This is a genomic window from Tissierellales bacterium (assembly GCA_025210965.1).
Taxonomy (GTDB): domain Bacteria; phylum Bacillota; class Clostridia; order Tissierellales; family JAOAQY01; genus JAOAQY01.
In genome coordinates, this window is sequence record JAOAQY010000230.1 from 1 (window position 1) to 15982 (window position 15982).

Here is a 15982-nt window from a genome sequence, read left to right on the forward strand (position 1 = left end):
AATGACTAAAAAACAAAGTCTATGCTTCATAATAGTCTCCCTTCTGAGCTTTAATCATCTATAAAATAAGATTTATAAATTTCATTATCTCTTAATAATTTTAAATCACTATCTCCACACGCTTCTGCTTTTAATTTAGCATTTAATGATAAACTAATTTCTATATGATATGCACTTTTTTCTAAATCATTTTCATGGGCATAATAACATGCAATATTGTAGTGTAGATAACTTTCATATTGATTATTATTTATACCCTTTTTTAAAACCTTTATTGCAAATTTATAATCACCTAGCGTTCTATACTGTACTGCTAAATTTAAATATGAATAGCCATAATTTGGATTTAATCTAATTGATTCTATATAATGTCTCTCTGCTTTAACATAATTTCCAAGTCTGCCATATATAACTCCAAGATTAAATTCCACCATGTAATTAGGTAATCCATTTTCATAAGATAGCTTAGTCATTTCTAGAGCCCTTTCTAAATTATCTTTTCTCTCATAAATAGACCCCAAATAAAGCGCAATAGTTGGATCAATCTCAATCTCTAAAACTTTTTCATAGCACTCAATCGCATTTTCCGTATCATCCTTATAATCATACATATATCCTAGATTTTTGTATGCATACAATTTATACTCACCCCCGTATCTCATTGCTTTTTTGTACATATTTTCTGCATATTCGAATTTAGATTTTTTTTCAAAATACTGCCCTTTCAGTATATAGCCATAACCTACATCAGCACCATCTATTAGGTAATCATACAATTCTATCTGCATATAATCATATTCAAATTGCTCGGCAATGGATGCTATTTCAGCTATTTGACCTGAAGCTATCTTTTTATTTTTCTTTCTCAATTCAACAAATCTATCGAAAATTTTAAAAAAAATAACTTTCGCTTTTTTTATATTATTATTGCTACTTAAATCATCAAGATATTCAATATATCTATCTAACTTGATATCATATTCTATTTCACTACTCACTTTTTTCACCTCTAAACCGAATATTAATAACTAATAATATGATTATTATACACTACATACTATAATTTGTTAATCCATACAAATAGAGCTCGGTATAGATATTCTATAACCGAGCTCTTGAAATTTCTTTATAAAAAAAGAGGATGTCCTAAATCATCCTCAATCGTTAATCCTAAACCCCTTAAACAATTACTTGTCTTTAGGATACTACATCGCACAGCTTTACAATGTGATTTCTATCACAATTATCGTTTTACAACATATATTAACAAATTTTTTCTATTATTCCTCCACCTACTACATAACCTTCTTTATAAAATACCACAGATTGACCTTTAGTTATAGCTCTTTGTTCCTCTTCAAATACAACTTTTACAGTATTTTCATCTATTGGATAAATAGTAGCTGCTGAAGCCGCTCCATTATATCGAATTTTCGCCATAACTTTTAGCTCTTTATCTAATTTCTCTGTATATATTAGATTCACATCTTCTGCTATCAATTCTTTTTTCATTAAATCATCATTATCTCCAATGACAATTTCATTTGTCTCAGCATTAATATCAATGACAAAAGCAGGTTTTCCTATAGCTATCCCAAGACCTTTTCTTTGTCCTATGGTATAATATACAATTCCTTTATGTCGGCCAAGAACATTGCCTTCCTTATCCACAAAATTTCCTTCTTTGACATTGCCAAGCATATCACAAATAAAATCACCATGACTATTATCTGGCACAAAGCAAATTTCTTGACTATCTCTTTTCTTATATAAATGTAATCCTATTGACTCTGCTATTTCTCTTACCTCATCCTTATTGTATGTTCCACAAGGCATCAATGTATGAGCTAATTGCTCTTGAGTTAACGTATACAGCATATATGTCTGGTCTTTTCTCTCATCAATTCCTTTTTTTAGCTGATATCTACCATCTTCCTCTACGATTTGAGCATAATGTCCCGTCGCAATATAATCAGCTCCTAGTGCTTTTGCTCTTTTGTACAAGGCATCAAACTTTATTTTTTTATTACACATCACACAAGGGTTTGGTGTCCTGCCATTAGTATATTCGTCAACAAAATAGTCTATAACTTTCTCTTTAAATGGTTTTTTGAAATTCATTACATAAAACGGTATATCAAGTTGATCCGCTACCATTCTAGCATCTGTAACCGCTGATAAAGAACAGCAGGCTTTTTCATCTTCAAACCCATCATCATCAGGCACAAATTTCATCATTATTCCAATAACATCATATCCAGCTTCTTTCAATAAGTGAGCTGCAACGGCACTGTCTACGCCGCCACTCATTCCAATTACCACTTTTTTTTTCATTTATATCACCATTCACTTTCTAAACATCACAAAGTTCGCAAAAATCTTACTTTTTCACAAACAGTCTTTATTACATAATCAATCTCATCTTCAGTTGTATATCTTCCTATAGAAAATCTTAAAGACGCCAAAGCACGATCTTCATCTAATCCCATTGCTGTAAGAACATGAGATGGATCTAAAGCACCAGATGCACAAGCACTTCCTGCTGATACCATTATATTTTCTTGATCCAATGCCAAAAGCAAAGACTCTGATTCTATATCTTCGAAACCAACATTCAATATATTTGATATTTTAAAGTGCTCTTCCTCTGGTCCATTATACCAAACACCTTCCAAACCACATAAGCCTTCATATAGCTTATTTCTATATTCTCTAAATCTATTGTTTTCTTCTTCAAATAATTTAATTAAATTTTCAAACGCAACTTTAAATGCTGCTATTGCAGGTAAGTTTTCAGTCCCCGCTCTTTTATAGTTCTGTTGCGCTCCTCCATATATAAGCGGTTTTATATTAAGTCCATTTTTAATATACAATCCACCAAGTCCCTTTGGCCCATGAAGTTTATGTGCAGAAAATGATAGCAAATCTATTCCATAACTCTCAACATCTATGGGAACATGACCTATAGCTTGAACTGCATCTGTATGAAATAATATATCTTTTTTAGCACAAATTTTTCCAACTTCTTTTATCGGCTGAACAGAGCCTACTTCATTGTTTGCAAATATTAAACTAATCAAAACTGTATCTTCTCTAATATGTTTTTTCAATTCTGTCAAACTAATTTTACCTTCACAATCTACCGGCAAATAAGTAACATCATATCCATTATCTTCAAGATATTCGCATGTTCTAAGAGTCGCATGATGCTCTATTTTAGTCGTAATCATGTGCTTTCCTTTTTCCTTGTTCGCCTCCATGATTCCGCGAATCGCCCAATTATTTGACTCAGTAGCACCACTCGTAAAATAGATATCTTTAAATGGAGCATTAATAAAACCACCTATGACTTGACGCGTTTCATCTATAATTTTTTTAGACTCTCTAGAAAAAGAATACACTGATGAAGGATTCCCAAAAAAGTCTAAGCTATACTTCGCCATTATATCTAGCGCTTCCCTATCTAATCCTGTCGTTGCTGCATAGTCCATATATACCATTGATTCCATATAATCACCTAATTCTATATATTATTTAACCTTTCAATAACTCGAGCTCTTCTTCGCTCAACTCTCTATATTCTCCAAGCTCTAAATGTTCATCTAATTTCAACGATCCCATCTGCATTCTCTTCAAATATACTACTTCATTTCCAATAGCTAGCATCATTTTTTTTATCTGATGAAATTTACCTTCTCTGATAGTCACATACGCTTTGCTTATTTCTCCCGACTCTAAAATCTCAAGTTCAGCTGGCAAACATTTATAATCTCCGTCTATTGTGACTCCTTTAGAAAATTTGATTACATCTTCTTCTTTTAACTCATCACATACTTCTACATAGTATGTCTTATCTACGTGTTTTTTAGGTGACAGCAAATTATGTGAAAGTTTGCCATCATTAGTTAGCAAAAGAAGTCCCTCAGTATCTTTATCTAATCTTCCAACTGGAAATGGTTCGAAAGCCCAAAATGACTCATCTATTAAATCTATAACAGTTTCATCTCTATAATCAGATGTTGCACTTACAACTCCTTGAGGTTTATTTAGCATTATATATATATACTCTCTATATACAGCTTTTTCTCCATTAACATACACTCTATCATTCTCTGTATCTATATGCATATCAGCCTTTGTAATGCCTTTGCCATTTACTATGATTTCGCCTTTTTTTGCCATCTTTCTAATCTCTTTTCTAGAACCATATCCTAGATTTGAAAGCATTTTATCTAATCTCATTCTACCACTTCTCCTAATATTCTATAAGCTCGACATTCGGCGTTAAATTATAAATTACATCTTTTCTCTCAACTATTATTCTAGCATTTTGAGCCATTTTATCATTTGCCTTTATGTTCTCTAGTAACTCTCTTGTTGGATTTATTGCTATCGGATTTCCAACCTTGCTTAGCATAGAATAATCTCCATTAGTATCTCCATACGCATAGCTCTTTGAAAGATCTAAATCATATTTTTCAACCAATTGTTTTAATGCTTTATTTTTGCTAACTGAATCCCACATTGGAATAACATCCCCAGTGAAACGCCCCTCTTCATCTACTAAATATTGAGCCCCTTTATATGCATCTACTCCATATTTTTCTGCCATCTTAGATACTAAAAAATTTGGACTTCCAGATATAAAAAATACCTTATGCCCTTGTTCTTGATGCCACTTTATTTGATCTCTCGTAAATTTATACACTACATCTCCATTTAATCTTATTACTTGATTTGAGATAAATTCCAAATCTTCTTTCTTTCGTCCTCTCAATGCTTCTATATATATATCAACAAGCTCTAACATATAGTCTTCATAATCTCTAACTCGTTTTCTCCATTCTTTATATGTATACTTCACATGAGAATGCCACAATCTTGGATCTACAACTTCATACTTCACCAACTTTTTAAAATGTTCTATCATCAATGAATTTCTATAAAGTGTTCCATCAATATCAAAAAATGCACCTACTGCCATACAAATACCTCCTATTTACCTTTTATTTCCCATCCTCTTAGCTTAAATACTGCTTTTATTACTTGAGCATAAATTCTAGAATCAATCTCTGAAAATAAATTTTCCCCATAAATTAAATCCAACAAACTGCTTGTTTTAGCATGAGGATATTTATCAAGCAGTTCTTTTATCTCAATCAATTCAAAACTAACTGATCTAAGATTAGCTAGTTCATTCAGACCTTGCTTCATAACATCTAATTTGAAATTATCTTCTAAACCACTTACTTCAATCGTTTCTATTCGTTTACCTTCTATAAAATATTCTTTCATCAATTTCTGACTGTTTTTGTCAATTAAGCAGTCTAATCCTCGACTATCGATTAGAAGCATCTTGAGTATATAATTTATTTTTAGCCCTGATACCATCTCACCTAACTCTTTCGAAAAAATTTTAGTTGCCTCTTCTTCTTTAGAAACTATCTTTAGTTCATCATCTAATTTTATTTTGTTCCATATATTGTTTATTTGTTCCACATCACTAATTGTAAATGTTCTTGGCTCTGATTTCATTTCAGCGTTTCTTCTAACTTTGACCAATAGATGATCTCGCTGCCTAGAAAACCAAATTTTATTCTTATTATCCTCACCTTTAAATGAAAAATAATACTTTGTATTTGAAGTTTTTAAATGAGGATATTCATTAGATATCTTGTTGAAAAAATTGCGGAACAAACTACTTAATTTTCGATTTGATGCAATGCGATCTGTAAATTTATTTTCCATGCTAAACCACCCCATTATATCAAATAATACTTCCTCCACTATAATCTTTCTTATTATAACATACCTAATTCATTTATGGAATTCCTATACTCACCAATTCTGAAACTACTATCTCTCAATACATCTCACATGAACTATTAACTTTTTTAACTCTAAATTGCAATAGAGGACCACTTAGACCATTTACTGGTCTAGTAGCCCTCCATTACAATTATTAAATCCAGCCTTTCTTTTCTATCTCTTTTACTATTTGATTTGATTCTATACCAAATTTATTATATAATTCTTTACTTGGTGCTGATGCACCAAATGTATCTATTCCAATATTTATACCATCTATACCTGTATATTTTTGCCATCCAAATGTACTTGCAGCCTCTATCGAGATTCGTTTTCTTACTTCATTAGGCAATATCGACTCTTTATAGTCTATTTCCTGCTTATCAAATAACTCGAAACTTGGCATACTCACAATTCTGACTTTCTTTTCTCTTTTTACTAATTCATCGTATACATCATATGCTATAGAAATCTCTGAACCCGTTGCAATTATTATTATTTCTGGATTTTGATTGCTTTCCTTTAGTATATATCCTCCTTTGCATGAATTCTCACTAGTTTCATCAAGTGTAGGAAGATTTTGCCTTGATAGTATAAGCGCATATGGATTTTTTTCACTTTCAAGCGCTAGTTTCCATCCCAAAAGGGTTTCTTTTGCATCCGCCGGTCTAAATACAACTAAATTGGGAATACTTCTAAGTGATGCCAAGTGTTCAATTGGTTGATGTGTAGGGCCATCTTCACCTACTCCTATACTATCATGAGTCAGCACATAGATAACCGGTCTCTCCATTATAGCCGATAATCTCATAGCACCTTTCATATAATCACTAAAAACTAGGAACGTCGCTCCATACGCTTTGAGCCCTCCGTGCAAACTAATACCATTTATAATAGATGCCATAGCATGTTCCCTCACTCCAAAATGAATATTATCTCCACTTTGACTTGCTGAAAAAGCTCCATACTTGTCCAAGTTCGTTTTTGTTGAAGGTGCTAAATCTGCAGAACCACCAATCAAATTTTCAACTTTTTCTTTTAGCATATTCAAAACTTGACCCGAAGCTGCTCTTGTCGCCATACTCTCTTTAAATTTCCAAAGTGACTCATCACTTAAATCTATCTCTATTTTCCCAGAAATCCAGCCTTGCAGTTTTTTAAAATCATCTTTATAATGCTTTCTATAATAAAATACTCGTTCTTCCCAAGTTTGATAATCTCTAGCACCTCGTTTTCCTATTTCACCAAAGTGATTGTAAACATAAGGCTGAACTTTAAAAGGTGGCTGATTTTCAAATTCAAAATTTGCCCTTGCCTCCGACAAATGTTTTTCTCCAAGTGGAGACCCATGTACACCAGCTGTACCTTCTTTATCTCCAGCACCATGTCCAATTTTTGTTTTTATCTTAATCAAACTAGGCTTATTAAGTGTTCTTTTTGCAAATTTAATGGCGTATTCTATCGCATCTAAATCATCATCATCGCAAACTTCTAGCACTTGCCATCCATACGATTCATATCTAGCTTTTACATCTTCAGAAAAAGCTAAATCAGTTTTTCCCTCTATAGTTATTCCATTATCATCGTATAACACTATAAGCTTTCCAAGTTTCAAAGTTCCTGCTAATGACGCCGCTTCTGATGATATACCTTCCATCATGCAACCATCTCCTGCTAGTGCAAACGTATAGTGGTCAATAATATTACAATCCTCTTTGTTAAACTTTTCAGCAAGATATCTCTCGGCCATAGCCATACCAACTGCATTTCCAATACCTTGTCCTAGTGGACCTGTAGTTGTTTCAACACCTTGTGTATGCCCATATTCTGGATGACCCGGTGTTTTACTGTCAAGCTGTCTAAATCTCTTTAATTCGTTCATGGACAATCCATATCCTGATAAATGAAGCAAACTATATATCAGCATCGATCCATGCCCGGCAGATAAAACAAATCTGTCTCTATCTATCCACTCAGTTTCTTTAGGATGGTGCTTCATAACTCTTTGCCACAAAACATATGCCATAGAAGCAGCTCCCATTGGAAGTCCAGGATGACCTGAGTTTGCTTTTTCAACAGCATCTGCTGATAGTATTCTAATCGTATCTATACTTCTTTTCTCTATTTCTTTCACAATACATCCCTCCAAATCTACTTAGTCTCTACTCATATATATATCCTGTTTTTTGCATTTATATCTATTGATTTCCAAATAATTTTTCATACAAATTAACTTTATATCTATAAATAACAGGGTTACCTTCCAAAGTTGATCTAAACTTATCTAATCCGTCATTCTTATGTTCATAATCTATAGAACTATACTCTACTCTACTCTGATCTATTAACTTCCAATATCCCCATTCTTTTATAAATACATACTTCTTGTAAATATTACTTTTTTTATCATCGTCGTACATTATCTCTGTATGAGTATATATATAACGCCATTTGTCATTGTGACCATTATATACTTCAGAAATTTGCAAGCTAATATCCTCTATTTTCTCATTTATCTGCTTGGATAAATTTTGAAGCCTAAGCAATTCCTCATCTGTAAGTAAATCCAAATCTCTAGCAGTATATTTCTTACCTTGTAATATAAAAAGTTCATCATATTCTTTAAACACATACTCTCTGCTTACATATGGCCTTAGTTTTTCTCGATACTCATCATAGCCCATATCGAAATTCGACAACTTCCAATCAAATATTTCATGTTCTAAAACACCATCTGCAAGTTCTGCATCATTTATTTTTTGATAAGTATCTTTTAAAACTTCTAACTTTTGATAATCAATTCCTCGAGAAAGCATTTCTATATCTTGATTAATCTTTTTATCAGGCAAAACACCTTGACTCTGAATTATTTGATTACAACTTATAAAACGTTCCGTAGGTATATCTATATTCATACTAATTCTCTTCAAATTATAATTGTAGTTTCTTCCAAAAGATGATGCCATACCACCAGTTTGCTTTCCATAAATATATGCTCTATAAGAATACCTTAAAAAATCAACAAACAGGGGCGCAATCCCTCTTGTTTCATTATCTATTAAAACATACACTTCTCCATTAAATGAATTTCTCTTGAACGTATTAGTTTCATTGTTCCATCTTTTCTCTATCTTTATTCCATCATCAGCTATCGTTTTTTGGCTACTATAAAAATAAATGTCATTATGCTTGCTTTGGTAATCTGAATAGTATGCGTAATTTTTTTCAAATAAATAATTACTTAAATAGTAGAATACTACTGGATTGTCTAGATTACTTCCTCTCAAATCTAATATCAATATGTCAATGTCCTTATCCTTCATTTCTTTGAACGATTCCTCTAAAAAAATACTATACCTCCAATATTGATCAATACCTTTTAATTTTATTCTGGCTATTTCATTGCTTTCGATATCCATTGAATAATATTCACCATCTTTAAAATTAGAATAGTCATAAATGCTAATCCCACTAACTATTTGTTTCAAACCACTATCAAATTCTAACTCATAATTAGCACTATAACCAAAAACTAAGCCATAGTAAAACCCAAAATCATCTGCTAGTTTTGAATACTTAACAATATCATTTTCTCCAGCAATATAATCAACTAATTTTGATACAATAATATCTATTGATAATCCATCTATTTTACTTATTTTTTTGCCATCGATTGAGATTTCACTGCCTATATTTTTTAAAACATAGCAATTCTCATCTTCAAATCTAATCTTAATTGGCAAAAAACATTTTTCTTCATCAAAGTATTCATTTAACCATTTTCTATCAAAACTTAGATTAACTTGACTATCATCTAATCGTGCAAATTCCTTCATAAGAAACTTTCCAAATTCTACATCACTCTTATCATTTCCCAACCGTTCGATATATTCAAAAATTCTATTTTTCATATCATTAGATTCTAACTCATATTCTACCGAAGGATATAAATAATCAAATTTTTCAAATAAATCTTCAGCTATAAATTTCATATCATCTTGACTTAGGATTTTTTCTTTATTCAAATTTATATCTTCTGCATCTGCTGAATCTTTGAAATAGAACACTATAATTGATATCAATACTATAATAAAAATACCTATATATCTCTTTTTCACATTCAAACCTCAATTCCATTAAATCGCTTTTGTTTTATATATTGTATCACGATTTTAATTCATTTATCCAAAAATTTAAAATATATTTTCCTCTAAGTTTTATAACATATATAAAGGGTATAGCTGTCTTGTAATCACATTCTGAATGCATATATCGAAGGAGGTTCTAAATGAAAGCTCAATATGAAGTAAAAACAAAAAAAACATTCGCAGAATCTGTGGATGCTGTACGCGATAGTGTTCAATTGTTTAATTTCACAATTTTATGGGAATTTGACGTAAAAGATCAATTATCTAAAAATGACCTTAACTTTTCCAATCCATTTAAGATTATAGAAGTTTGCAATCCCAAACGCACAAAAGATGTTTTAGATGAAAATATTCTAGTTGGTTATCTCCTCCCATGTAAAGTCGTTATTTACGAAATGAAAGAACAAGTTTATATAGGAATGCTAAATCCAACCGCTCTAGTAGATTTGATTCCAAATCATGATTTAAATAGGATTGCAGAGGATGTAGAAAATGATTTACGAAAAGCAATTGATTTAGCTGCTGTATAATATACATTCTCAAAAAAGACCATTGGCTCTATCCCAACGGTCTTTTTTTCTTCACAATATCATAATCTATTTTTCTAATTCTATAATCAAATCTCCAAAATTTACACTTTCATGTTGAATTACTCTTAAATTTTCAAAACTCCCCATATTTGTAATTATAATTGGTGATATCAAACTCTTACCATTCTTTTTCAAATATTCCAAATCCACCTTCAATAAATTCTGCCCAATACTTATAATATCTCCAGCTTCTACAAAACATTCAAAACCTTCGCCTTTAAGTTCAACTGTGTCCAATCCAACATGAATCAACATCTCGACTCCATCACTATTTTTGATACCAATAGCATGCTTTGTAGGAAACACATTTACAACTTCACCATCAATTGGAGCTTTCACCATATTTTCATCTAGCTCTATAGCGATTCCATCTCCTACCATTTTTTGAGCAAAAACAGGATCCGGTACATTTTCAAGTAATACAAATTGTCCTTTTATAGGAGATTTTATTTCACACTTATTGTTTTTCTTTAGCCATTTAAACATTGATTTCCTCCTTGTCACTATCATAAACTATATTCCCATCAATAAAAGTTTTTTCAACTTCAAATCTTTCGTTTAATATTACCAAATCGGCAACTTTCCCTACTTCTATACTTCCAATAATATCATCTAACTTTAGGACTCTCGCCGGATTATAACTTGACATTTTAGCAATATCACACAATGTACTATCACCTGAATCATGCATATTCTTACAAGCTTTATTCATAGTCAAAACACTACCCGCCAATGTTCCATCTTCCAGTCTTGCACTATTGTTTTTGACAAATACTCTCTGACCTCCTAAATTATACTCGCCATCTTGCATACCTCCAGCACGCATACTATCGGTTATTAATATCAAATGATTGCTCGTCTTAATTTTCTTCATTAACTTTAAAATATCTTTATGAGTATGAATTTGGTCTGCTATAAATTCTGTATTTACATCATCTCTTAGCAAAACGGCCCCTACTACTCCTGGTTTTCTATGATGAAGCCCCGTCATTGCATTAAACGTGTGAGTAGAATGTGACGCCCCCGCGTCAATAGCCCTAATAGCCCCTTCATAACTGCTATCAGTATGACCTATTGAAAATACAATTTCACCTTTGAATTTTTTTATAAGAGCTATTGCACCATCTGATTCTGGTGCTAATGTAACTATTTTCAAACAATCTGCATAGTTTTCTATTAATGTTTCATTTGGACTAATTATATATTTAGAATCTTGAGCTCCTTTGAATTTTTCACTAATAAACGGCCCTTCTAAATGTGCTCCTCTAACTTTTGCATAGCCTGTCTTGATATTCATCATTTTCCTAATATTTTTCAGCGCATTCTCTATTCTGTCCATGCTCATAGTCATAGTTGTAGGCAAAAACGATGTAACTCCAGTTTTTACAAGCCCCTTACTTATTTCTAATATGGCCTCCGGTATTTCATCCATCGTATCATAGCCTGCAAATCCATGAATGTGAATATCTATAAAACCAGGAAACACATATTTTTTGTTTGCATCTATTTCTTCTTCAACCTTGTCAGAATCATAATCTTCATATTTTACAATATCCCTGATAACACCGTCAAATAATAATGCTGAATCGCTAATTACTCTATCATTTAAAACAATATTTGCGTTTATTATCGCTTTCATTAAAACATCCCCTTTCATCAAATAACTAGCCCAATCTAATTATTTGATGAAAAGGCGCAATATTATTGCGCTCTTTCTTTAATCATTATAGCATCTTTTTCATTTGATCCGCTACAAGTTCTGCTTTAGTTCCTACAACAACCTGCATATTGTGAGCATTTGGTCTAAGCACTCCCGTTGCTCCTAAAGCTTTAAGGTCTGAATCATCTATCATGTCAGCATTTTTAATACTTAATCTAAGACGAGTAATACAAGCATCTACCTGTTCTATATTATCACTACCTCCTAGCGCTTCTATATAAGCCTTAGCAAGATTAGCTATTCCATCTTGCTTTATAACTACATTGCTAGATTCATCGTCTAAATCCTCTAATCTTCCAGGAGTCGGTAAATTAAATTTCTTTATTATTACAACAAATAAAAGATAATACACTATGAAGAATACGAGCCCTAGCGGTATTAACCACAAACCATTTGTTGCAAATTTCATATTTAGTACATAGTCAAATAAACCTGCTGAAAAACCAAATCCATGTTTGATATTAAGCACATAGCAAACTGCCATAGCAATACCTGTCAATATTGCATGAGCCACATAAAGAACTGGAGCTAAAAACATAAATAGAAACTCTATTGGCTCTGTAATTCCTGTCAAAAAAGCTGTAAATGCTACTGAAAACAATGCTCCACCAACCATAGGTCTATTTTTCTTTTTTGCAGTACTATACATAGCTAGTGCTGCTGCTGGCAATCCGAACATCATAATCAAATAAAATCCTGCCATAAATATTCCTGCATTCGGATCTCCCGCAAAATATCTATGCAAATCTCCGGTAGCTCCGTCAAAATTACCAAATACAAACCAGACAAAACTATTTAATACGTGGTGAAGTCCAACAGGTATCAGCAATCTATTTAAAAATCCAAATGAAAATACTCCAACTGCCCCTGCACCTATCATCCATTTACCCGTTGCATCAATAACCCCTTGTATAGGTGGCCAAATAAAGCCAAAAATACCTGCTAGTATTATACAAGTAAGGCCTGTAACTATAGGTACAAATCTCTTACCTGAGAAAAATCCAAGCCAATCTGGCAATTTCACATTATGAAATTTGTTGTAAAGATTTCCAGCTACAATACCAGCTATCATCCCTGCCAAAACACTCATATTAATTTCAGGATCTATAGCAGCGGTTCCTTCTTTAAGTATCAAATAGCCAACTGCCCCTGCAAGACCAGCTGCCCCTTGTCCATCTTTAGCTATTCCAATTGATACACCTATTGCAAATAATAGTGCTAAATTTGTAAATAATGCTCCACCTGCCGAAGATACGAATGGCAAATTGAGTAAATCTCCTTGACCAATTCTAAGCAAAATTGCCGCTATAGGCAATACTGCAACAGGTAACATCAATGCCTTCCCTAGTTTTTGTACTTTACCAAATGCATTACTCATTAATAATTCCTCCCTTTATAAAAAATAAAAAGGCATAAGCTTAATAGACTAAATGTCTAATAATAGCTCATGCCTGATCTAACTCAGTAACACGCTTAAGTTTCATGAAATTTTTGAAAGCCTTTCTATGTGAAGAGCTAAATATCCCAGCTCATGTTCATTTATACTTATGCCTTTAGCTTCCACTATGTGATTTCCAATTTTGTTTGCTAATATAAATGAACTTTTCATCTCTTTCTTTATATTATCCAGCAATGGATTTTCTATCTCGTGATTTGTTTCCATTCTTATAATTGCAGTATTTATATGATGCACTAATCGGACATAAGACAAATCATCCTTCTTTATTCTAATATTCATATATTCTTCTATAATTTCTATAACTTCAGTCAATATTCTTGCATTTTCAACGGTCTCTTTAACTGCCTTGTTTTTCATCGCAGAATGAATATGCATTGCTATAAAACCCTTTTCCCCATCTGGAATCATAATACCCATTCGTTTATTTATTAGGTTCTTTGCATATTCACTAACTTCAAATTCCCTTGGATATAGTGCTTTTATTTCATATAGGAAAGGATTTATTATCTCTTGGTCATCCTTTAATCGTTCTATTGCAAATGCAATATGATCTGTAAGCATTATATGAATATGATAGTTTAATTCTCCAAGCTTGCTTGTCGCATATTGAATAATTTCTTCTGTCAATCCTATTACCTCTGGATCTACTAATTTTATCAGATCATTATATTCTTTCCCAAGCTCCGAGTCCATATTTTTAAATACCTTGCTGATATCACTTTCATCTAGCTCATATTGTTTCCCGTTCTTCTTTCCAAACCCAATTCCCTTTCCAACAACCACAGCCTCTACATTTTTTTCAAGTTCATGAACCAAAATAACATTGTTGTTAAACACCTTTTTCACTTCAATTTTCACGAATTCACCCCCCAAATACACAAATAAAAAAGCATGCACCACAAAAGACTTCTATTGATCTTTCTTGGTTCATGCCTGATTTCCAGTTACACACCAACTTCATATTCATGTTGTACCCAAATTGTATCACAGCAAAAAAAATTTTTCAAGTAGCATTTGTTATTTAGTATTTGTGTCTAGTATTTAGTATTTAGGCTTTAGTATTTAAAAATCCTATAGATCTTCTCAAATTCCGCTTTATAATCAACTATGGTTTCAATTATATGAGGATCAAAGTGATTATTTTTACCATTCTCGAGTATTAAAAATGCTTTTTCAAATGAAAATCCATCCTTGTATGGTCTCTTAGAAACCAATGCATCAAATACATCCGCTATGGCAACGATTCTAGCTTCTAGAGGTATTTGTTCAGCTTTTAATCCTAGCGGATATCCCGAACCATCATATTTTTCATGATGGTACCTTGCAATATTTTCTGCCATTTCAAAAAAATGTTCCTCTTCATTGATTCTATTTGTTGTCATCTCTCTAAGCACTCTATACCCGATTTCACTATGCTCTTTCATTATTTCAAATTCCTCATCGGTCAATCTACCAGGTTTATTGAGTATATCATCAGCAATACTAACTTTTCCTATATCATGCAGTGGAGCAAACTTAAATATATCTTCAACAAATTTTTCATTTAAATCAAATACTTCATCTTCTAATAATTTTTCGCTGATAAATTTTGAATACCTTCCAATTCTATAGATATGATCTCCAGTTATATTGTCTTTAGATTCTACAACCTTAGCAAGCCCTTCAACTGTAGCTAATACTAAGTCTTCATGAATGAAATTCTTTTCAAATGCTAACGCTACTGAATTTGCTATATTTTTAAGAAATAGTATATGTCTCTCTTTGTAAATATCTTTTTCTACCGACGAAAAGAATATGACTCCAACTATTTTTCTATCCACTATTAGTGGTAAAGTCAAACTTGCTTTCATTCCTTCTTTTACTATTAGTTTTGTCGAATTTGAATCGGGGTGATTTTTCAAATATTCGTCTAAATCATTTATAATTCTTGGCTTATTCTCCTCTATCAATTTCCCAAGTGTATTTTCTTTTAAATTTTCTTTGTAATACGAGCCTAAATAAATTTTTCTATCAGACTTTGCCTTGAGTGCCTTTATAGATTCTCCACCGTGTGTCAAAACTGCAATCCCAATTCTATTGTAAGGAATAAACGGTTTGAAACTTTCAAAAATAAACTTCATGATTTCATCAAAACTATTTTGTGCATATATTTTTTCATTTAATTGATGCATTGCTAAATTGGTCTTTGCAAGCTGATTATATGCATTTATAAAATATCCCATTTCATTTTTTACATTTATACTAATAGGTTCATAGA

14 protein-coding genes are annotated in these 15982 nt (G+C 32.0%); 1 reads left to right on the forward strand and 13 read right to left on the reverse strand.

Annotation, left to right across the window (positions count from 1 at the left end; translation table 11 throughout):
* Positions 1-50 precede the first annotated feature (50 nt).
* The 8 genes from N4A40_16455 to N4A40_16490 form a co-directional block, all read right to left on the reverse strand.
* Complete coding sequence (locus N4A40_16455; GenBank protein MCT4663446.1) at positions 51-998, reverse strand: tetratricopeptide repeat protein; 948 nt, start codon at positions 996-998, stop codon at positions 51-53.
* A 265-nt stretch (positions 999-1263) separates the two neighbouring features.
* Positions 1264-2334 carry a tRNA 2-thiouridine(34) synthase MnmA gene (mnmA, locus tag N4A40_16460; GenBank protein ID MCT4663447.1) on the reverse strand — a complete coding sequence of 357 codons (1071 nt, stop codon included), beginning with the start codon at positions 2332-2334 and terminating at the stop codon, positions 1264-1266.
* Between the two features lie 26 nt (positions 2335-2360).
* Positions 2361-3509, reverse strand: a complete 1149-nt coding sequence (locus N4A40_16465) for a cysteine desulfurase (protein ID MCT4663448.1) — start codon at positions 3507-3509, stop codon at positions 2361-2363.
* Between the two features lie 25 nt (positions 3510-3534).
* On the reverse strand, positions 3535-4242 hold the full coding sequence (locus tag N4A40_16470; GenBank protein ID MCT4663449.1) for an rRNA pseudouridine synthase: 708 nt from the start codon (positions 4240-4242) through the stop codon (positions 3535-3537).
* A 13-nt stretch (positions 4243-4255) separates the two neighbouring features.
* Entirely contained in the window at positions 4256-4984 is a 729-nt protein-coding gene (locus N4A40_16475; protein MCT4663450.1) for an HAD-IB family hydrolase, read from the reverse strand.
* An 11-nt stretch (positions 4985-4995) separates the two neighbouring features.
* Positions 4996-5748: a hypothetical protein gene (locus tag N4A40_16480; GenBank protein ID MCT4663451.1), complete on the reverse strand. Its 753-nt coding sequence runs from the start codon at positions 5746-5748 to the stop codon at positions 4996-4998.
* 214 nt (positions 5749-5962) lie between these two features.
* Positions 5963-7942 (reverse strand): transketolase, encoded by a 1980-nt coding sequence (gene tkt, locus N4A40_16485; GenBank protein MCT4663452.1) that lies wholly within the window; start codon positions 7940-7942, stop codon positions 5963-5965.
* A gap of 64 nt (positions 7943-8006) precedes the next feature.
* Positions 8007-9926 (reverse strand): S41 family peptidase, encoded by a 1920-nt coding sequence (locus N4A40_16490; GenBank protein ID MCT4663453.1) that lies wholly within the window; start codon positions 9924-9926, stop codon positions 8007-8009.
* Between the two features lie 170 nt (positions 9927-10096).
* Here N4A40_16490 and N4A40_16495 point away from each other — a divergent pair, with 170 nt between their 5' ends.
* Positions 10097-10486: a DUF302 domain-containing protein gene (locus N4A40_16495; GenBank protein MCT4663454.1), complete on the forward strand. Its 390-nt coding sequence runs from the start codon at positions 10097-10099 to the stop codon at positions 10484-10486.
* A 66-nt stretch (positions 10487-10552) separates the two neighbouring features.
* Here N4A40_16495 and N4A40_16500 read toward each other — a convergent pair whose 3' ends face one another.
* The 5 genes from N4A40_16500 to N4A40_16520 form a co-directional block, all read right to left on the reverse strand.
* On the reverse strand, positions 10553-11032 hold the full coding sequence (locus tag N4A40_16500; GenBank protein MCT4663455.1) for a PTS glucose transporter subunit IIA: 480 nt from the start codon (positions 11030-11032) through the stop codon (positions 10553-10555).
* The gene (nagA, locus tag N4A40_16505) at positions 11025-12185 is read right to left on the reverse strand and encodes an N-acetylglucosamine-6-phosphate deacetylase (GenBank protein ID MCT4663456.1); all 1161 of its coding nucleotides are present in this window, start codon (positions 12183-12185) and stop codon (positions 11025-11027) included. Before nagA ends, N4A40_16500 begins: the two co-directional genes overlap by 8 nt.
* An 85-nt stretch (positions 12186-12270) precedes the next feature.
* Positions 12271-13644, reverse strand: coding sequence for an N-acetylglucosamine-specific PTS transporter subunit IIBC (gene nagE / locus N4A40_16510; GenBank protein MCT4663457.1), 1374 nt, complete (start codon positions 13642-13644; stop codon positions 12271-12273).
* 102 nt (positions 13645-13746) lie between these two features.
* Positions 13747-14583: a PRD domain-containing protein gene (locus N4A40_16515; GenBank protein MCT4663458.1), complete on the reverse strand. Its 837-nt coding sequence runs from the start codon at positions 14581-14583 to the stop codon at positions 13747-13749.
* A 197-nt stretch (positions 14584-14780) separates the two neighbouring features.
* A partial coding sequence (locus N4A40_16520; GenBank protein ID MCT4663459.1) for an HD domain-containing protein occupies positions 14781-15982 on the reverse strand: 1202 nt, incomplete at its 5' end.